Origin of the sequence: Vreelandella piezotolerans, assembly GCF_012427705.1 — a bacterium.
Lineage (GTDB): Bacteria > Pseudomonadota > Gammaproteobacteria > Pseudomonadales > Halomonadaceae > Vreelandella > Vreelandella piezotolerans.
On sequence record NZ_CP048602.1, the window covers coordinates 3,151,512 to 3,169,825 of the forward strand.

At 60.3% G+C, this 18,314-nt stretch carries 17 protein-coding genes; 8 read left to right on the forward strand and 9 right to left on the reverse strand.

Annotation, left to right across the window (positions count from 1 at the left end; all coding sequences use genetic code 11):
- Nucleotide 1: 1 nt before the first annotated feature.
- Both GYM47_RS14455 and GYM47_RS14460 read right to left on the reverse strand, forming a co-directional pair.
- Nucleotides 2–148, reverse strand: a complete 147-nt coding sequence (locus GYM47_RS14455) for a hypothetical protein (RefSeq protein ID WP_168444471.1) — start codon at nt 146–148, stop codon at nt 2–4.
- Nucleotides 149–192: 44 nt separating this feature from the next.
- Nucleotides 193–1,818, reverse strand: a complete 1,626-nt coding sequence (locus GYM47_RS14460) for a BCCT family transporter (protein ID WP_139526320.1) — start codon at nt 1,816–1,818, stop codon at nt 193–195.
- A 294-nt stretch (nt 1,819–2,112) separates the two neighbouring features.
- Here GYM47_RS14460 and GYM47_RS14465 point away from each other — a divergent pair, with 294 nt between their 5' ends.
- The gene (locus GYM47_RS14465) at nt 2,113–2,463 is read left to right on the forward strand and encodes a hypothetical protein (protein ID WP_139526319.1); all 351 of its coding nucleotides are present in this window, start codon (nt 2,113–2,115) and stop codon (nt 2,461–2,463) included.
- Between the two features lie 58 nt (nt 2,464–2,521).
- Here the strand turns inward: GYM47_RS14465 and GYM47_RS14470 are convergent, their stop codons facing one another.
- The 6 genes from GYM47_RS14470 to trmB form a co-directional block, all read right to left on the reverse strand.
- Nucleotides 2,522–3,415, reverse strand: coding sequence for an AEC family transporter (locus tag GYM47_RS14470; RefSeq protein ID WP_153842487.1), 894 nt, complete (start codon nt 3,413–3,415; stop codon nt 2,522–2,524).
- A 143-nt stretch (nt 3,416–3,558) separates the two neighbouring features.
- Nucleotides 3,559–6,522 carry a bifunctional [glutamate--ammonia ligase]-adenylyl-L-tyrosine phosphorylase/[glutamate--ammonia-ligase] adenylyltransferase gene (gene glnE, locus GYM47_RS14475; protein ID WP_153842486.1) on the reverse strand — a complete coding sequence of 988 codons (2,964 nt, stop codon included), beginning with the start codon at nt 6,520–6,522 and terminating at the stop codon, nt 3,559–3,561.
- Nucleotides 6,523–6,575: 53 nt separating this feature from the next.
- Nucleotides 6,576–6,947: a diacylglycerol kinase gene (locus GYM47_RS14480; protein ID WP_062362369.1), complete on the reverse strand. Its 372-nt coding sequence runs from the start codon at nt 6,945–6,947 to the stop codon at nt 6,576–6,578.
- A 28-nt stretch (nt 6,948–6,975) separates the two neighbouring features.
- Nucleotides 6,976–8,454 carry a D-alanyl-D-alanine carboxypeptidase/D-alanyl-D-alanine endopeptidase gene (gene dacB / locus GYM47_RS14485; RefSeq protein WP_422822479.1) on the reverse strand — a complete coding sequence of 493 codons (1,479 nt, stop codon included), beginning with the start codon at nt 8,452–8,454 and terminating at the stop codon, nt 6,976–6,978.
- 11 nt (nt 8,455–8,465) lie between these two features.
- Nucleotides 8,466–8,795, reverse strand: a complete 330-nt coding sequence (locus tag GYM47_RS14490; protein WP_139526316.1) for a DMT family transporter — start codon at nt 8,793–8,795, stop codon at nt 8,466–8,468.
- Nucleotides 8,792–9,457, reverse strand: a complete 666-nt coding sequence (gene trmB, locus GYM47_RS14495; protein ID WP_139526315.1) for a tRNA (guanine(46)-N(7))-methyltransferase TrmB — start codon at nt 9,455–9,457, stop codon at nt 8,792–8,794. Before trmB ends, GYM47_RS14490 begins: the two co-directional genes overlap by 4 nt.
- A gap of 222 nt (nt 9,458–9,679) precedes the next feature.
- Between trmB and GYM47_RS14500 the strand changes: the two genes are divergently transcribed.
- The 7 genes from GYM47_RS14500 (at nt 9,680) to GYM47_RS14530 (ending at nt 16,873) form a co-directional block, all read left to right on the forward strand.
- A complete protein-coding gene (locus tag GYM47_RS14500) occupies nt 9,680–11,563 on the forward strand; it encodes a beta-ketoacyl synthase (protein ID WP_139526874.1) in 1,884 nt (627 codons plus the stop codon).
- Nucleotides 11,560–12,054 (forward strand): pantetheine-phosphate adenylyltransferase, encoded by a 495-nt coding sequence (coaD, locus tag GYM47_RS14505; RefSeq protein WP_153842485.1) that lies wholly within the window; start codon nt 11,560–11,562, stop codon nt 12,052–12,054. Before GYM47_RS14500 ends, coaD begins: the two co-directional genes overlap by 4 nt.
- A gap of 73 nt (nt 12,055–12,127) precedes the next feature.
- Nucleotides 12,128–12,376 (forward strand): YfhL family 4Fe-4S dicluster ferredoxin, encoded by a 249-nt coding sequence (locus GYM47_RS14510; protein WP_016916102.1) that lies wholly within the window; start codon nt 12,128–12,130, stop codon nt 12,374–12,376.
- Nucleotides 12,377–12,426: 50 nt separating this feature from the next.
- The gene (locus GYM47_RS14515; RefSeq protein WP_153842484.1) at nt 12,427–13,740 is read left to right on the forward strand and encodes an MATE family efflux transporter; all 1,314 of its coding nucleotides are present in this window, start codon (nt 12,427–12,429) and stop codon (nt 13,738–13,740) included.
- A gap of 166 nt (nt 13,741–13,906) precedes the next feature.
- Nucleotides 13,907–15,217: a short-chain fatty acid transporter gene (locus GYM47_RS14520; RefSeq protein ID WP_139526311.1), complete on the forward strand. Its 1,311-nt coding sequence runs from the start codon at nt 13,907–13,909 to the stop codon at nt 15,215–15,217.
- 72 nt (nt 15,218–15,289) lie between these two features.
- On the forward strand, nt 15,290–15,835 hold the full coding sequence (locus GYM47_RS14525; protein ID WP_153842483.1) for an acyl-CoA thioesterase: 546 nt from the start codon (nt 15,290–15,292) through the stop codon (nt 15,833–15,835).
- Between the two features lie 33 nt (nt 15,836–15,868).
- A complete protein-coding gene (locus tag GYM47_RS14530; RefSeq protein ID WP_139526309.1) occupies nt 15,869–16,873 on the forward strand; it encodes an ion transporter in 1,005 nt (334 codons plus the stop codon).
- Here the strand turns inward: GYM47_RS14530 and GYM47_RS14535 are convergent, their stop codons facing one another.
- Nucleotides 16,874–18,268 carry an aminotransferase-like domain-containing protein gene (locus GYM47_RS14535; protein WP_153842482.1) on the reverse strand — a complete coding sequence of 465 codons (1,395 nt, stop codon included), beginning with the start codon at nt 18,266–18,268 and terminating at the stop codon, nt 16,874–16,876.
- Nucleotides 18,269–18,314: the final 46 nt, after the last annotated feature.

Sequence of the window (18,314 nt, forward strand, 5' to 3'; positions counted from 1 at the left end):
ATCATAACAGCCAGTGAGCCATCACCGCCGAGATGCCCACCACCATGGCCGTGATCACCGCCACGGTGACCAAGCGATCCAGCCAGCGGTCGAAAGCAGCGCCTTTGGGCTGTCTTCGCGTGGCTCCGTGGCGTCCTTGTCGAGCCATTAGCACGCTGTTTCCATGAGTGCTTCCTCTATTGAAGCCATTGCTTAGCTATTGATACGCCGGTTGACCACGCTAGGGGCACGACGCAACCGCTCCTCTTCACCCAGCTGCTCGGCCTCGAAGGCGTCGGCCCCTACGGGCGTTTCGCCGTGGCGACGATAGAGCTGGGTCAGCATGGCTTTACGGTCAGCACGCAGCTCACGTACCAGTACGATGACCATCATATACAGAATAAAGGTAAACGGTAGAGCTGACAGCACGGCGGCAGATTGTAATCCAGAAAGACCGCCAGCGACGATCAGCGTCAAGCAGATCGCTGCAATCAGTACACCCCATGCCACGCGCTTGTAGAGCGGCGGATTGATCGAGCCGTTGTCGGTCATCTGCGCGACGATATATGAAGCGGAGTCTGCCGACGTCACCAAGAAAATGAAAATCAGCAGCATGGCCACCACGGACAGTACCCCAGAGAACGGCATGAGATCGAACATCTCGAACAGGGCGACGGTGATGTTGGCTTCCGTTGCAGCCGCGAGGCCCACATCGCTCCCGCTCATTTCCAAATTGAGCGCGGCCCCGCCAAATACGCCGATCCACAGACACGCCAGCAGCGGCGGCACGAACAGTACGCCGAACACGTACTCCTTGATGGTACGACCACGCGAGACGCGGGCAACGAACGTGCCGACGAAGGGCGACCAAGCGATGACCCAGGCCCAGTAGAAAATGGTCCAGCTACTGGCCCACTGATTATCACTGTAGGGCGAAATTCGTAGGCTCATACCAATGAAGTTCTGCAGATAATCGCCGATACCCAGCGTAATGGTTTCGAGAATCGCGATGGTCGGGCCGGTGAACAGCACGTAGAGCATCAAACCGATACACAGCGCCATATTAAGATTCGAGAGCCGTTTAATGCCCTTGTCGAGCCCTGACCAAGTCGAGGCCATGTAAGCACAAAACATCACGAATAGAATGGCAAACTGCCAAAGCCCGTTCTCAGGCAGGCCAAACACCGCATTGAGCCCACCATTCATTTGCAGGACGCCTAGCCCTAACGACGTTGCCACGCCCATGACGGTCGCCACTACCGCAAAAACATCCAGCCAAGACGCATAGGGGCGAATACGCGGATGTTTGGCTGTCACCGATGAGAGAACGGACGACACCAGCCCTGCTTGCCCTTTGCGGAATTGAAAGTAAGCGATGATCAGTCCCACCACCGAGAAAGCGGCCCACTGGTGGATCCCCCAGTTGAAGTAGCTGTATTGGATTGCATAGCGCGCGGCAGCCTCGCTTTCGGCAGGCACATCCCCGTAGGGCGGGTTGATGTAGTGCGTCATGGGCTCCGCCATGCCGTAAAACACCAAGCCGACTCCAAACCCCGCGGCCAGCAGCATGCTGATCCAGGAAAAAAAACTATAACTGGGTGTACTGTCCTGAGGCCCAAGGCGCACTTTGCCGTATTTGCTGAGCGCAAGACCGATCAGAAAAACGACAAAACCGAATACCGAGAAGAGATAGAACCAGCCAAACAGTTCGGTAATGGACGTCAGCGCCGTCTCTGCGGCGCTGCCAAACGCATCGGGAAAAGAGGCCCCTACGATTACTAAGCCAAAAATGATCACCGCCGATGCGATAAACACCGACTTACCTCCATGGTTTGTCATAGCACCACCCTGGTTAATGAACGAAATATACGCATGTAGTGCGTTCGTTTATTTAGATCCCTCATTCGCTGTTCTTAAAACATTAGCTCATAAAAACATGACGCATCATGTTAGTGTTTTCATGTAAAGCCTAACATTCAGCGCGTGTCATCGCATGTCGAGCGCTCAAGAGAGCCCATTTAGCCACCTCTGATTGATGACGCTTTAAAAGAAGTCGAGTGGAAAATTCGACCGGCAGTGAACTTGCCTGCCTGAACAAGCTCCAAAGGGGGCAAACGAACGATGGAGGCTTTCATGCCACAGATGAATCGCGAACAACGTAATGCCGCTTGGCAAGCCGCGCACCAGTGGCGTGCCCGGGCTGCCCAAACGCAGCCGACCGGGCTCGTGGGCAGCTTAAAGCTTTTACTGACATGGCTTGCGTTTGGCGTGCTGATGATCGTTGGCGTCGTCTTAGGGCTATTTTTCTTGCTCGTTGGCTGGGCAATGATGCCGTTCGTGCGCCATAAGATGAAAAAACGCATGGAGCAGATGCGCGCCGACCAAGCTCAAGACATCGGCGGTAGCTACGCTGGCAAGGAGTCCACGGGGCAGCGTGATGCGCTCGAAGGCAGTTACGAAGTCAAGGACGAGCCGCGCCACTAATCCGTTTTTCTTACTCCGTACCCTGTTGAGTGTGTCCCCTTGTTTGCACCAGCCGCTGTCAGGGTGGCGGCTGGATCCAGGCAAAGGCCGCCGCCAGGGTCAGCGGCATGACAATCAAGCTCCCCAGGTTACCAATCAACACCAGCGATGCGACCTTGTGCGGTGCAAGTCGATACTGCTCAGCGACCAAGTAATTCAACACGGCTGGTGGCAGCGCTGCGAACACGAGTAATGTGGCGGTTTGCAGCGGCGTCAGCGGCAGCAGCCACATCAGCGGAAGCGCAATGATGACCCCGGAGAGCGGGCAGAGCACTGCCCCCAACAAGCCCGTACGCCAATCGCTAAAGTCGATCTCCAGCAGGCGTACGCCCAGGGCGAAGAGCATCAGCGGGATACATACGCCACCGAGCATATGCATGGCCTCTAGCAGCCACCCCGGCAGCGGCACGCCTCCAACGTTGACCAGTAGTCCCGCCACACTGGCCGCGACGATAGGCATTTTAAGCATCCGCCACAGCGACGTGCGCGGGTCCAGCATATAAAGGCCCACCGAAAAGTGCAGCAGCATCTCCACGATGAAGACCACCACGGCTGCCGGTAGCGCTTCTGGCCCGAAGGCCAACACCAGCAGCGGCACTCCCATGTTGCCAGAGTTATTGAACATCATCGGCGGCAGGAAGACCTTACTTTCCAGCCCAAGCCACTTCACCACGGGCCACAGTACGACTCCTGACCCCAGGACCACCAATGCGGCAGCGCTGGCGAGCCACGCGTACTCTGCCAGCGGCGCTTGGCGGTCAGCCAGAACGGCAAATACTAGCAGTGGAACGAACAGCTCCATATTGAGCGTATTCAAACTGCGGATATCAGGCGATCGGAAACGTCCATAGGCGGCGCCACTTCCAGCAATCAAAAAGACCGGCAGCAGCGTGGCTATAATTTGCCCAATCATTGGCAAGCCGCCTCATGGTGAGGCCGCGCGGATGGGTGAGTGCGCATACGTTCATCCTTGTTTTTATTGGAATAGCCGCTCTGGAGCAGTCGTTAACAGGCTAGCTTTTTACCGATGCTACTGAAAAATGCTTGGCGCGCCAATCAAGGCTCCAAAAAACGCTGCCACAGCGCCGTCACCACTTGGCGATGCTCTGCAAACTCGCTGACTTGGCCCAACGCCTTCTCTCCCGTCAACGCCGCGCGGTGCGTTCGGCTGCGGTAGGCCAAATACGCCTCGCGCAGCTGCTCGGCCTCCTCTGGTGTGATATGCCCACTTTCCGCCAGGGTTTCCAGGATACGAATGTTATCGCTATAGGTGATCAGCGCTGGCGTTTGGTGGGAAAGCGCCAGCACGGCGTACTGACACAGGAACTCGATGTCCACCATGCCACCGGTGTCATGCTTCAAGTTAAAGGTGGCGTCGGGACCACTCTCCAGCGGCCCTTTGGTCCCCAAGTGGTCACGCATCTTATGGCGCATGCTGACCACATCGTCGCGCAGTGCGTCGGGATCGCGCTCATTGCGTAAAATATCGCCGCGCAGGGCGTCGAATTTCTTGGCCAGCGCCTCGTTACCTGCCACGACGCGCGCACGCACCAGCGCCTGATGCTCCCAGGTCCAGGCGTTTTGGTGCTGATAATCGGCGAAGGCATCCAGCGAGGTGACCAATAGCCCCGCATTGCCTGACGGTCGTAGACGCATGTCCACCTCGTACAGGCTTCCTGCGGGGGTCACCGCGGTGAGCAGGTGGATGATGCGTTGGCCCAGACGAGTGAAGAACACCGGTGTATCCAGGGGACGTGGACCGTCGGTACTGCCTTTGCCGTCACTGTCGTGCAGGAAGACCAAATCCAGATCCGAGCCGTAACCCAGCTCGATACCGCCGAGCTTCCCATAACCGATCATCAAAAAAGCAGGCTCACGGCTATTACATCCGGCAGGGGCGCCGTGCTTGCGCGTCACGTGCTTCCACGCCATGGCCAGCACCGCCTCCAAGATCACTTCGGCGATGTAGGTCAAGTAATCGCTGACTTTCATCAAGTGGCGGGTACCGGCGATATCGGAGGCGGCGACGTGGAGCATCTGGGCATGCTTGAAGACCCGCAGCGCCTCTAGCTCTGCCTCTTCGTCATCTTCGGGTATCCGGTTGAGTGTCTGGCGTAGCTCGTCGCCCAAACGCGCCTTGTCGGCGGGCGTGTAGAGCGTGTCGGGGGTCAATAGCTCGTCCAGCAGGATCGGGTAGCGCGCAAGCTGCTCGGCTATCCAAGGGCTCGCCGAGCAGAGTCGCATGAGATGCTCCAGCGCCTGAGGGTTTTCCCGCAGTAGCGCCAAGTAAGCGGTGCGGCGCAGCACGGCCTCGATGAGGGGCTGCACCCGCGCCAGCGCGGTATCCGGCATATCGCTCTCGGCAGCGGCACTCAGCAGAAGCGGCATCAGGGCATCCAAACGCTCGAAGCCGATGCGCTGCATGCTCTGCACGGCCCGGGAGCTGTAGAGGCTCTGCACACGCTTGAGCGCCCGCTCGGACGTCTGAAACCCCGCGTCACTAAGCAGAGCCAGCGCTTCGCCCTCTTCCAGCTCGCCGCGCCAAAGCAGCCGCCACTGGGCAAGGCCGGCCTCGCTCTGTTCCTCCTCTACGTCCTCCTCCGGGTCGGCAATCACTGCATCGAAATGCTGACGAACGCGCTCGCGCACCTCGTCGAGCTGGGCGATGAGTCCAGGCCAATCCTCATGCCCCATGGCCAACGCCACGCGCTCGCGATCTTCGTCATCGCTGGGCAGGGTTTGGGTTTGGCGATCTTCGAGTGCCTGCAGAGCGTGCTCCACGTCGCGCAGAAAGGCGTAATCCGGCAGCAGCTCGTCCACCACGGCTTGGGGCAATAACCCAAGCTCCGGTAAGCGCTCGAGCGCCGTATGCAGCGAGGTGACCTGCAGCTCGGTATCGCGGCCGCCACGAATCAGTTGGAACGCCTGCACCACGAACTCCACCTCGCGAATGCCTCCCGGCCCCAGCTTGATGTTGCTCTGCATGCCTTTGCGCTTCACTTCGCGGTTGATCATTGCCTTCAGCTCGCGCAGCGATTCGATGGCGCCAAAATCGAGGTAGCGGCGATAGACGAACGGCCGCAGGCTGACCAGCAGCTCATGCCCGGCGTCGAGGTCCCCGGCAATGGGCCGCGCCTTGAGCATCGCGTAGCGCTCCCACTCTCGGCCCTGGTCCTGATAGTAGCTGGAGAGCATCGAAAAACTGCCCACCAGCGGGCCGCCGTCGCCCAGCGGACGCAGGCGCATATCCACGCGGAACACGAAGCCATCCGCCGTCATGGCATCCAGCGCAGCGATCAAACGCTGGCCCAACTTAGTGAAGTACTCTTGATGTTCCAAAGGCTTACGGCCGCCTTCGGCCTCGCCCTTTTCAGGGAAGGCAAAAATCAGGTCGATGTCCGAGGAGAGGTTGAGCTCGCCAGCCCCTAGCTTGCCCATCCCCAACACGACGAGGCGCTGGGGCGAGCCGTCGCGGCGCGGAGCAGGCGTGCCCCAACGGGTGGCGTAGAAACGCTCCAGCCAAACCAGCGCCGCGTCGGTGCATACTTCTGCCAGCCAAGAGACCGACCGGGCGGTGTCCCACATGGAGGCGCCGTCGGGGCGTTCAAGATCGCGCCAAACGATACCCAGCATGCGCGCACGGCGAAAACGGCGCAGGACCCGGTGCAGCGCCTCTTCGTCCTCGGCGCTCTCTAGGGCTTCATCCAACCACTGGGTCAGCGCTTCCTTACTGGGGGCGCTATCCAACTCTCCGGCAGCATCCAATTCGGCCAGCCAGTGGGGAAACCGCGCGAGCGTATCGAGAGCAAAGGTGGAAATCGTCACCACCCGCGCCAACGCCTTGCGGCGGGCAGGGGCTAGAGCGTCCCAATGACGGGAGGGTAGCGATTGTTTGGTCATCGAGGCGATGTTATCCGCTTGGCTCAGTGCCTCACTCAGGCGCTGGTGGGCCTGGGCGGCCGCCGGTGCGAGCGACTTGGGGAGCGTATCCGTGGGAAATAACGCATCGTGGGACTGCATAAGCACCTCTTTGCCAAGCGATTGTTATGATTCTCAACGACATTCTAGGCCAACTAGCCCATCCATTTTTCCCAGCCTAACAGCCCCCAGGTCAGCCCCGCCATCATCAGCGACAGCATCACCGCGGCCGAGCCGATGTCCTTGGCGCGCCCTGACAGCTCATGGTGTTCGGTGCCGATACGGTCGACCACGTTTTCGATGGCGCTGTTGAGCAGCTCGACAATCAGCACGAGAAACAGACTGCCGACCAGCAGCAGCCAACTGATCGGGCCTTCGCCAATCCACCAGGCAAATGGCAGCAGCACGGCAGTAATCGCCAACTCCTGGCGAAAGGCAGACTCATTACGAAACGCTGCTTTCAGGCCTTTCCAGGAGTAGCGTGTGGAGTGCAATAAATGGGTTAACCCCGTGTGACGTGGTTTCATGCCCGTTGTGCCTCAGCTAAGCGTTTCATTAATTGGCCAGTATCATTGCATCGAGATCTAACGACAGTGGGTCGAGCACCTCGGGCCAGCTGAGATAAGGCGTGCTGCCGCTACCATTCACCAGCACGCTGAACACGCCCCAGCGCCCCTGGGCCGTGCGGAAATAGCCTGCCGCAGCGCGCACGGCAAACGGCTGGTTGAGCGTGCCGGTTTTCAGCATGACGTTATGTTGGAACGTGGATGAACCGCGACGAATAAAGCGCATCACCCCATTGGCGGGCGATTGAAAAGAGGCTACGAAACTGGGGAACAGCGCGCTTTGACGGAACATGTCCTCCAGCATCACGTTGACACCATGAGCTGAGGTGCGATTGTCAGTGGTCAGCCCACTGCCGCTGTGTAACGTGATCGGGCCATGCCCGGGCAGGCTCTGCACATAGGTTTCGATGGCCTGCCCTGCTTGACGAAGCTGCGCTTGGGGTGTTTCCACCAAGTTCAGCGCCAGCACGTCGGCCATGTAATTGTTGGAGTAGTTCATGGTGCGTAGCAGCAGCTCCTGGAGCGGCTGGCTATCCACGGCGGCTAGGCGCTGGGCGCTACTCGGCGGCTGGCTGGCGCTGACGCGCCACGGATCGCGCACACTGATACCGGACTGGTTGAGCATACTGAGCAGTACCTGGGCCGTCTTCTCTGCGGCATCGCCCGCACCACGGTAGACATCCCGCGCCACCGCGTTGGTGGAAATCTGCCCCGTCAAGCGCATGACATCACCGCGTTCGTCGGTTAGGCGCTCTGCGCTGATCTCGGTGCCGCTATTGGCCGGACGCGTGACGACCTGATTATCGATGACGATCAGCGGATCTTGGCTGTCGCACAGACCCACCCGCGCAGGCGTCCCCGGCTGGGCCGCCGGGGCGACGTTGACGCACCAGGTGCCAAAGTTGACACCCGCCGAGGAGAGCGGCGCACTATAAGCGTTGGTCACTCGGGTACGGGCATTGCAGCGGTCCGTGGTGATGCACTCCACCGGGCCAAAGCGCCACTGGCTGACGATGAGTGCCCCGTCGACATGGGCAACACCTGCCAGCCGCAGCCGATGAACGAGCCGCCACAGGTCTTCGGTCGTCAATCCAGGGTCGCCGCCGCCCTCGAACACGAGATCGCCACTCAACACGCCGTCCTGTACCTGCCCAGTACTGACGAGCTGGCTGGTGAAACGATGCTGGGGGCCAAAGCGGTTCAGCAGGGCCGCCGACATATACGCTTTCGTGACCGAGGCGGGCGAGAGCTGACGCTCCGGATTCAGGCTACCCAACAGCGGGTTACTGCCGCTATCGGCATCCAACAAGCGCGCCTCGGCGCTGATGGCAAAGCCTTTTGCTTCGAGTTGGCTCAGCCGAGTGAAATCGGCCCAAAGCGCTGAACTGGCGCAGAGCGCAGCGGTCGTCACCCCGGCAACGACGCCGTTACGTAGCCAGCGTGTGGAGAAAGTCAGAAAACTCGTCACGTCGAGCAACCTCAATGAACGTTCATTTTGGAAAAGACCTGCAGCGTTACCACACCCGCCACGATCAGCGTGATACCCAGCACGGCGGGCAGGTCTGGCGTTTCACCAAACACCACGATGCCAACCAGCGTCACCAGCACGATACCCAAGCCCGCCCAAATGGCGTAGGTAATGCCGACGGGTAGCGTGCGCAGTACCAAACTCAGTAAATAGAACGCGACCCCGTAGCCCCCTACCACCAGCAGACTCGGCAGTGGGCGGGTAAACCCCGCCGAGGCTTTCAAGGCACTAGTGGCGATTACTTCCGCCACGATCGCGAGAATCAGATAGATAAATGTCATGGGCGCTCCAACTCGATGCACAAACGCCAGAGCGTTTGGCCACTTTGGTCATATTTGGCTTCGAACGGAGTGAGATAATCACCGTTAGGTTGCAGCGCGGTGACGCTAGCTGCTTGGCCTGTGACGATGTTCACGGCCTGGGCAAACTCTTCCACATAAAGCTGCCAATTCGAGCGCAGCTCCAGCCGTCCTCCCAAGGCTAATAGTGTGGGGAAAACAGGATGGCCATGCCAGCGCATTTTCAAGTGGGCCGACTTAGGGTACGGGTTGGGATACAGCAAATAGTGGCGCTCGGGCGCCCAGCCTGCTTCCAGTGCTAGCCGCCAAAAATCGACCAAATCGGCACGCACCAGTAACGCATTGTCCGGCAACTCGCCGTGCTCGCGCCCCAGCCGATCTTCGCTACGATCGACGCCGATGACACTGCACTCAGGGAACCTTAGTGCCAATCGTCGGGTCGATAGGCCCACCCCGCAGCCCGCGTCGAGGATCAAAGGCGCACCGCGCTGCTGTCGCCACGCGTTGGCCCGTTCGAACGCTCGCCGCGTGTGATCAGCAACGGGTTTGCGCAGCGGATGTGCGAGCGCGCGGGTGACTCGCCGGGCCACATCGTGATGCGGCCCGGGCTGATTGGACGTCACTGGCCGTGAGGTGTGCTGCATGCCATCCCCTGGGTTAAAAAAAGCGTGATTCTATCAGTCTCCCGCGCGCTCGGCATGACGCCGTTGCACGCCCGGTGCTATGATCACGCCCGAGCCATACGTTCAGCTCACTGATTAAGCTCGGATCGGTCGCCATTATCGACTCGGTCTGACAATAACTGTTATTAAAAACCACCGCACCACGAGGAACCCGGCTTGTCACACTTACCGGTGATTGTCGGCATGGGCGGCATCAATCCCGCCGGCAGAACCTCGGGCCATCAGGCCTTCCGCCGCACCGTGCTTGATGCTTTACCTGCTGACCAGCAGCGCCAGACCCTGGAAGGCTTGGCGGCGCTCATGCGTCTTGCCGAGCACTCCGACAACGGATGGCACGACAGCGCAGGACAGCCCATCGACGCCCCTGCCCTACGGCTGCGTAATCAGGTGCTTAATCACACGCTGATTCGCCGCAACGAAGACCCGCGCTTTCTGGCCCCGGGCCTGCCAGCGAATCGACGCGCCGACATGACCCTAGCCGAGCCGATGTGCGTCACGCTGCGCCGCCGCCAGCTTCCCGATCAGTTGCCCGACGGATGGCAAGTGCGCGAGATCGACGCGCGGCAGGTCGAAGTCACCCTCCCTGCCGGTGCTTTCGACGTGCTGTTGCCTGACGCGCAAGAGCCCAAAGTCAGGGCGGCGGCCCAGTTGCCCAGCGGCTTCGATCCCGCCAGTCTGTACCGCAGTGTTCACCACCCGCGCGGGCTCTCCATGGCGGTCTTCGGTGCCAGTGATTGCCTGGGGGCCAGCGGCCTCTCTTGGGAAACACTGCGCCAGCAGCTCAACCCCGACCACATTGCCGTCTATGCGGGCAACTCCATTGGTCAGCTCGATGACCAGGGGTGGGGAGGGCTGCTGAAAAGCTTGGTAACCGGTCAACGAGCCACCTCCAAGCAGATGCCGCTGGGTTATGGGCAAATGCCCGCTGACTTTCTCAATGCCTACGTGTTGGGTAGCGTCGGCGGCACCGGCGCGGCGCTGGGGGCGTGCGCGAGCTTCCTCTACAACCTGCGCCTGGGCATCGAGGATATCCGCGCGGGTCGCCGCCGGGTGGTGATGGTGGGCACCGCCGACGCGCCGATCACGCCGGAGATCATCGAAGGGTTCCGCGCCATGGGCGCGCTGGCCGATGACGCCAGCCTGAAAGCGCTGGATGCCTTGGAGCTGCTTACCGACACCGACTACCAGCGCGCGTGCCGCCCGTTCGCTCGCAACTGCGGTTTCACCATGGCCGAAGCCAGCCAGTTTGTGCTGCTGATGGACGACAGCCTCGCCCTAGAGCTAGGGGCCGATATCCTCGGCGCGGTGCCCGAGGTCTTCGTCAACGCCGACGGCTACAAGCGCTCTATCTCTGCGCCCGGCATCGGCAACTACATCACCTTGGGTAAGGCAGCCGCACTGGTCAAAGACATGCTGGGGGAGACCGCGCTAAAAGAGCGCACTTTCCTGCATGCCCACGGCACCAGCACGCCGAAAAACCGCACCACCGAATCCCACGTGTTCGATGAAATCGCCCGCGCGAACGGCATTGAGCAGTGGCCGGTGGTGGCTATCAAAGCCTTCATTGGCCACTCGCAAGGCTCGGCGGCGGGCGACCAGCTGGCCAGCGCTTTGGGCAGCTTCGCCCACGGCCTGCTGCCAGGCATCCCAACGCTGGATGCGGTGGCCGATGACGTATATGCCGAGCGGCTGCGCTTTTTCACCACACCGCAAGCGTTTACCGCCGATGCCGCCTTCGTCAACGCCAAAGGCTTTGGTGGTAATAACGCCACAGGTGTCGTGCTCTCGCCCGATGTCACCGAGCGCCTGCTGGTCAAGCGCCACGGCCGCGCGGCCATCGATGCATGGAAAGGCCGCCGTGAAACCGTCCGCGCCAACGCCGCAGCGTATCTGGCCGACGCCGACCGGGGGCACTACGCCCCTCGCTACCAGTTTGGCGACGCGGTACTCGAAGGCCCGGAACTCGAGATACACGCTGACCGTATTCACATACCTGGCTACGATCAGGCGGTGTCGCTGGCCCCCAACAATCCGTTTGGTTCGCTAGACGAGGAGACGCCGACATGAGCCTGCGCCGCGAGAATATCGCCGTCTATCCCGGCACGTTCGACCCGATCACCAACGGTCATTTCGACCTGATCGAGCGCGGCGCGCGCATGTTCGACAAAGTGGTGATTGCCGTAGCGGCTAGCCCCGGCAAACGTCCCAGCCTGGATTTAGAACAGCGAATCGCGCTGGCGAAAGCGGTATGCGCGTCGCTGCCCAACGTCAGCGTCATTGGTTTCTCGACGCTACTCACGACCATGATGCACGAGCAGGGCGCTACGATCATTTTACGTGGTCTGCGCGCCGTCTCCGATTTCGAGTACGAGCTGCAGCTGGCCAACATGAACCGCGCTCAAAATCCCGAACTCGAGAGCGTGTTTCTCACCCCCGCCGTGGAAAACTCTTATATCTCCTCGACCATCGTGCGGGAAATCGCCAAGCTGGGCGGCGATATTTCACCGCTCGTGCATCCACAGGTCGCAGAGACGCTGCGTAAGCACTACACTACCTAGCTATCGATAATTGTTGAGTAAAACACTCGGGTATCTCACTGCTCGGGTGATACGCCATTCGTGAGGTATGCCCATGGCCCTGATGATCACCGACGAATGCATTAACTGCGACGTCTGCGAACCGGAATGCCCCAATGACGCGATCTCTCCCGGTGAGGAGATTTACGTGATCGACCCCAATCTGTGCACCGAGTGCGTCGGCCACTTCGACGAGCCGCAGTGTCAGCAGGTATGTCCGGTGGACTGTATCCCCCTTGACCCAGAGCGCCCCGAGACCCAAGCGCAGTTGATGGAGAAGTACCGCATCATTACTGCCGCTTGAACCGCCTACTCAAGGTGCGCCTCGACCGCTGCAAGCGAAGGTCACTCTGAATGGGTATTTGGACCCTCGCTTGGCCCATCATTCTCTCCAATATCACCGTACCGCTACTCGGTTTGGTGGATACCGCCGTGGTCGGGCACTTACCCGACTCTCGCTACCTAGCCGGCGTGACCCTTGGCGCGACGCTATTTAGCTTTCTCTACTGGGGCTTTGGCTTTTTACGCATGGGCACCACCGGACTGGTCGCCCAGGCCATCGGGCGCGATGCGCCGAGCGACGTGCGCAACCTGCTTGGCCAATCGTTGATCATGGCGGGCGTCATCGGGACGCTTTTGATCGTGTTGGGCTCGCCGCTGATCTCGCTTGGCCTGTGGCTTCTGGATGGCAGCGCCGACGCGACACCGCTGGCGCGGGAATACGCCGAGATTCGTCTTTGGTCGGCCCCTGCCGTACTGGCCAACTACGCCATTTTAGGGTGGTTTTTAGGGCAGCAGAACGCCCGCGTTACGTTGATGATTCTGCTGCTGACCAATAGCGTGAACATCCTGCTCGACCTGGGGTTCGTGGTGGGCTTGGGGATGACCAGTAACGGCGTGGCGCTAGCCAGCGTGTTCGCAGACTACAGCGCGCTGGCCTTCGGCGGCTACTTGGTGCTGCGCCAGCTAGGGTATGTGGAAGGCCACTTTCAGCGCCAGCGACTGCTAGCACTTAAGGCTTACTCGGCGCTGTTCAACGTCAACGCCAACCTGTTCGTGCGTACCCTGGGGCTGCTGTTTGCCATGGCGTTTTTTACCGCGCAAGGTGCCCGTCAGGGCGATACCGTGCTCGCTGCCAATGCCGTGCTGCTGCAATTCATCATGCTCACCAGCTACGCGTTGGATGGCTTTGCCCATGCCGCCGAATCGCTGGTGGGGCGCGCTTACGGCCGCCAAGACTGGCGCGAGTTTACCGCCACGGTACGCGCGACGGCCCACTTTTCGTTCTGGACCTCTGCCGCTGCGGCACTGCTATTTGCCTTAGGGGGAAATCAGCTGATCGCCCTGCTTACCGGGCTCAGCGACGTGCGCGCTACCGCAGCGACCTATCTGCCATGGATGGTCGTCATGCCACTGATTGCCGTGTGGAGCTACCTGTTGGATGGGGTCTTCATCGGTACCACGGCAGTGCGAGAGATGCGTAACAGCATCTTTGCGGGCCTTGCCGTCTACCTGCCGGCCTGGTGGTTCTGTCAGGGTCTGGGCAATCACGGCCTTTGGCTAGCCTTCACACTTTTTATGCTCACCCGCTCGGCCGTGCTCATTGGCTATTATCGGCACTACCGGCTGACCCGCTGGCGGCCGTCATCCGGCGTTTCTCACCTTTGATCAGCAGCGTTGAACGTCACAACGGGCAGGGCGAGCGAACTGCGCTAACGTAAGGTGATGTGACAATGTTAAGCACCCCACGCATTGGCCGTGGAGGGATGAAAATTGTACCGCACCACCGTATATTAGCCGCGCACTTCCTAATAACGAATAAAGTGAGCACTCCATGCTAAAACTCATATCAAAACCAGCGGTCAAGCTGGTCGAGCGTTATTTGCCAGACCCGTATATCTTCGTTCTCCTGCTAACCCTGATTGCTGCCGTCGCCGCCATCGCGGTAGAGCGCCAAACGCCCTTGGCCGTGCTGCGTATGTGGGGCGACGGTTTCTGGGGCTTACTGACCTTCTCGATGCAGATGCTGCTCGTGCTGGTTACCGGCTTCATGCTGGCAAGCTCTCCGCCCGTGAAACGCATTCTGCAAAAAATTGCCGGTACGGCGAAATCACCCGGCGGCGCGATCATTCTCGTCACGCTGGTCTCGCTGGCGGCTAGCTGGATCAACTGGGGCTTTGGCTTGGTGGTCGGCGCACTGTTCGCCAAAGAGCTGGCCCGTCTGATCAAGGTCGACTACCGCTTGCTGGTGGCCAGCGCCTACTCCGGCTTCGTGGTGTGGCACGGTGGCCTGGCCGGTTCCGTGCCGCTGACGATCGCCACCGAAGGCCACTTCTCTGCGGACCAGATCGGCGTCATCGGCACCGGTTCGACCATTTTCGCCTTCTTCAACCTGGCTATCGTCATCTGCCTGTTCATCGCCGTACCGCTGGTCAACCGCATGATGCTGCCGGATGAGAAAGACAGCGTCTACGTCGACCCCAAACTGCTCGACGACGAACCAGAGCCCGTGGGCCGTCTCACGCGCCCTGCCGAAAAGCTCGAAAACAGCATGCCGCTGGCGCTGCTGGTGGGCGTACCGGGCCTGCTGTTCTTGCTCGACCACTTCCTTCTGCGCGGCGGCGGCCTGAACCTGAACGTGGTGAATTTCATGTTCCTGTTCTTGGCGATCGTGCTGCACCGCACGCCCCGTAACCTGCTCACTAGCCTGAACGAAGCCATTAAAGGCGGCGCAGGCATCGTCATTCAGTTCCCCTTCTATGCAGGCATCATGGCGATCATGGTGCAGTCAGGCTTGGCCCAGAGCATGTCCGAATGGCTAGTCTCGTTTGCCACCGCTAACTCGCTGCCGTTCTGGTCGTTCCTCAGCGCCGGTATCGTCAACCTGTTCGTGCCCTCCGGCGGCGGCCAGTGGGCGGTACAAGCGCCGGTCATGCTACCTGCCGCAGAAGCGCTGGGTGCCGACATTGCCCGCGTGGCCATGGCGGTGGCCTGGGGCGACGCCTGGACCAACCTGCTACAGCCCTTCTGGGCCCTGCCGGTGTTGGCGATTGCCGGCTTGAAAGCCAAGGACATCATGGGATTCTGTCTGATCCAGCTATTCATTACCGGTATTATCATTTCCGTAGGCTTGGTCTGGTTCTAAGCAGCTAAGCACGACGTCAACGCCCGCCCCTATCGCCTGGGGGCGGGCATTTTTAATCGTAGGGTAACTTTTATGTCCAACGCCTCTGATGTACCCAACGCCTCAGACCAGAGCCTTGAACACAGCGCCTTACCGGGCCAGCACGAGCTTTCCATGACGGTCTTGATGACGCCGGACATGGCGAACTTCAGCGGTAAAGTGCATGGCGGTGCTATTCTGAAGAAACTCGATGAAGTCGCCTACGCCTGCGCCAGCCGCTACTCCGGCCACTACGTGGTGACGCTATCGGTGGATCAAGTGCTGTTCAAACAGCCAATCCATGTCGGCGAGTTGGTGACGTTTCTCGCCAGCGTGAACCATGTGGGGCGCTCCTCCATGGAAATTGGCATCAAAGTGGTGGCCGAGGATATTCGCCAGAAGCTGATTCGTCATACCAATAGCTGCTACCTCACCATGGTAGCCGTGGATGCCAACGGCAAGCCCGCCCGGGTGCCGCCGCTGGCGTTGGAGACCCCGCTACAGAAGCTGCGCTTCGAAAAGGCGGCGCTGCGCAAGAAGCTGCGTAAGCAGGCCGAGCGCGAAGAGGAGCTGACTCAACAGCATCACCAGCAGCGCTAAGCGCTACCCTACCCGCGACGACAAGGAGTCATCATGCCCATCAGGCAGCGCTACCCCCACCTGCCCAAGGCCGTCGAGTATGCGCACATCGGCTGGGATCTCTTGATCCTTGCCGCCGTTGTCCTCAACCTAAGCCTGCTGCTGTTTGACTCGCTGTTCCTTATCGGTCCAATCAACCAGTCGCTGGCCACCATCGCACCTGGCTTTCACGAGTTTTACGATACGACGATTCACAGCCGCTTCATCACCATCGACTTGGTTTTCGTCAGCGTCTTCATTGCCGATGTACTCCTGGGCTGGGCCGTCGCGATTGCCGAGCGGCGCTATCACCGCTGGTTTTTCTATCCCTTCGTACACTGGTACGACGTGCTGGGCTGCATCCCACTCAGTGGGTTTCGTTGGCTACGCGCCTTACGCGTCATTTCGCTCCTACACCGGTTACATCGACTGCGCTTGATCGATGTGACCCGTTGGTCGGTCTATCGATTTTTTGCCAAGTATTACGATATTTTGTTGGAGGAGCTCTCAGACCGTATAGCGCTGCGTTTGCTAGGCAACGCTCAGGAGCAGATCATGTCCAGCGATTCGCTCACCGAACGCGTCATCGAGCGGGTGATCATGCCGCGCAAAACCCAGTTGATCCATGAAATTGCCGAGCGCCTCGAGGCGACGGCCGGACGGGCGTATCAGCAAAATCGCACCGCCATCATGATGGCCATCGACGATCTGGTGAGCCGCACGCTGCGGGAGAGCCCGGAAATTCAACGACTACACCGCTTACCCATGGGAAAAACCGCATCAAGCGCGATGCAAGCTTCTATCAGCAGCGTCGCCCAGCGGCTGGTGGATGAAATGGCGCAAGGCATGCACTCCCCCGCCTTTCGTCAACTCGTCGAGCGCACCGCCGACACCAGCTTTGACAGTTGGTTGACCGTCGACGACACCAGCGCCAAAGTGACCGAACAGGTGCTTTACGACGTGCTCGACATGCTCAAAGAGCAGGTGCGCCATCAGGGTTGGAAAGATCGCTATGACTAGCTAGACCGTTGCGGTCGCAAGGGGCGTCTGCTCTAGGCTCGCGCGCACAATGGACAGCGCACGCGTAAGCGCCGCCTGATCAACGGCCGCTCCGATGCAAATCCGCACCGCCTGGGGGGCCGGTGCGCTGCCTACGCAGAAGGGTTCCGCGCTGGTCACTTTGACGCCCTGCTGGTTGAGCCGCTCGCACAGCTCGAGCGCCCGTACGCCATCGGGTAGCGTTAGCCATACGTTGCTGCCGTTTGGCCGACGGCTCAGCGAGTAGCCCGCCAGGTGGTCCGTGACGAGCTGCTGCCGTGCCGCCAGCTCCTGGGTTTGCCACGTCAGCAGCTCGTGTGACGCGCTTTGGCTCACCCAGTGGCAAACCACATCCACCATGAGCGGTGGCACCATCCAGCTTTGCGCTCTTAAGGCCGCCGCCAGCCGCTCCAGCAGCGCAGGTGGCGCGCGCAGCACGCCCATACGCAGCCCGCCCGCCAGCACTTTTGCCGTGCTAAAGACGAACAGCGTGCGCTCTGGCGCTAACCGATAGAGCGGCGTGCCACGCTGCTCGACGGGTAGGTACTGCACGCCATCCTCTAGCAGCCATATATCGTAGCGCCTTGCGAGCGCCACGAGCTGCTCTCGGCGCGCTTCGCTCAGGCAGATGCCGGTGGGATTATTTTGATCAGGCGTAAGGTATATCAATCGCGGCGGCTGACGCGCGCACTGGGCCGCCAGCGCCTCCATACACATCCCCTCCTGGTCGAAAGGGATGGCGACCATCTTGAGATGCGCCTGTTGGGCTGCGCTGATCGCCCCTGGGTACGTCAAGGCATCGGCGGCGATCAGCTCTCCGGGGCGTAACAACGTGCCGATGGCCAGGCTAATGCCGTGCTGCCCGCCTTGAGTGATCAGCAGTTCCTCAGCGTCGAGGGCCATGCCTAACTGGGTGAGCCATTGAGAGAGAGCGGCGCGGTGGTGGTCGCTACCCTGGGAGCTTGAGTAAGCCACGCTGCGCCTGAGCGCATCCGCCGAAGTACTGAGTGTGGTCAGAGCCGCACTCAGCGCCTGCTCTCTTAAAAGATGCGGTGGCGGCAGGCTGAGGCTCAAATCGATCGTATCGTCACCGGCTTGCGTACTGGGCTGACTGCCAAAGACGTGGCTTGGTCTGCGCTCTTTCACATAGGTGCCGCTGCCTACCCGGGCGCTCACCCATCCGCGATGCTCTGCTTCGGCATAGCCCCGGGTGACGGTGCCCACGGTGACGCCTAACGCATCCGCTAACCGGCGTTGGGGCGGCAGTTTCTCTCCTGGCGCCAAACCACCCCTGGCAATGGCATCGCCAATGGCCTGGGCAATCGCCCGATAGCGTGGGCCGGTCATGTGTTCAATGGAAGGCACCCAAATTGTCATGGTGACAATAAAACCTTTGACGTAAAAAATAGCCACATTATGCTAA

Excerpts from the sequence above, each read along its gene's own strand:
- GYM47_RS14525 (WP_153842483.1), top strand. The coding sequence starts at position 15,290 with ATGTCCAACGCCTCTGATGTACCCAACGCCTCAGACCAGAGCCTTGAA.
- GYM47_RS14535 (WP_153842482.1), bottom strand. The coding sequence starts at position 18,268 with ATGACAATTTGGGTGCCTTCCATTGAACACATGACCGGCCCACGCTAT.
- GYM47_RS14455 (WP_168444471.1), bottom strand. The coding sequence starts at position 148 with ATGGCTCGACAAGGACGCCACGGAGCCACGCGAAGACAGCCCAAAGGC.
- GYM47_RS14480 (WP_062362369.1), bottom strand. The coding sequence starts at position 6,947 with ATGAAACCACGTCACACGGGGTTAACCCATTTATTGCACTCCACACGC.
- GYM47_RS14460 (WP_139526320.1), bottom strand. The coding sequence starts at position 1,818 with ATGACAAACCATGGAGGTAAGTCGGTGTTTATCGCATCGGCGGTGATC.
- glnE (WP_153842486.1), bottom strand. The coding sequence starts at position 6,522 with ATGCAGTCCCACGATGCGTTATTTCCCACGGATACGCTCCCCAAGTCG.
- GYM47_RS14500 (WP_139526874.1), top strand. The coding sequence starts at position 9,680 with ATGGGCGGCATCAATCCCGCCGGCAGAACCTCGGGCCATCAGGCCTTC.
- GYM47_RS14530 (WP_139526309.1), top strand. The coding sequence starts at position 15,869 with ATGCCCATCAGGCAGCGCTACCCCCACCTGCCCAAGGCCGTCGAGTAT.
- GYM47_RS14490 (WP_139526316.1), bottom strand. The coding sequence starts at position 8,795 with ATGACATTTATCTATCTGATTCTCGCGATCGTGGCGGAAGTAATCGCC.
- GYM47_RS14465 (WP_139526319.1), top strand. The coding sequence starts at position 2,113 with ATGCCACAGATGAATCGCGAACAACGTAATGCCGCTTGGCAAGCCGCG.
- trmB (WP_139526315.1), bottom strand. The coding sequence starts at position 9,457 with ATGCAGCACACCTCACGGCCAGTGACGTCCAATCAGCCCGGGCCGCAT.
- GYM47_RS14510 (WP_016916102.1), top strand. The coding sequence starts at position 12,128 with ATGGCCCTGATGATCACCGACGAATGCATTAACTGCGACGTCTGCGAA.
- GYM47_RS14470 (WP_153842487.1), bottom strand. The coding sequence starts at position 3,415 with ATGATTGGGCAAATTATAGCCACGCTGCTGCCGGTCTTTTTGATTGCT.
- coaD (WP_153842485.1), top strand. The coding sequence starts at position 11,560 with ATGAGCCTGCGCCGCGAGAATATCGCCGTCTATCCCGGCACGTTCGAC.
- GYM47_RS14520 (WP_139526311.1), top strand. The coding sequence starts at position 13,907 with ATGCTAAAACTCATATCAAAACCAGCGGTCAAGCTGGTCGAGCGTTAT.
- GYM47_RS14515 (WP_153842484.1), top strand. The coding sequence starts at position 12,427 with ATGGGTATTTGGACCCTCGCTTGGCCCATCATTCTCTCCAATATCACC.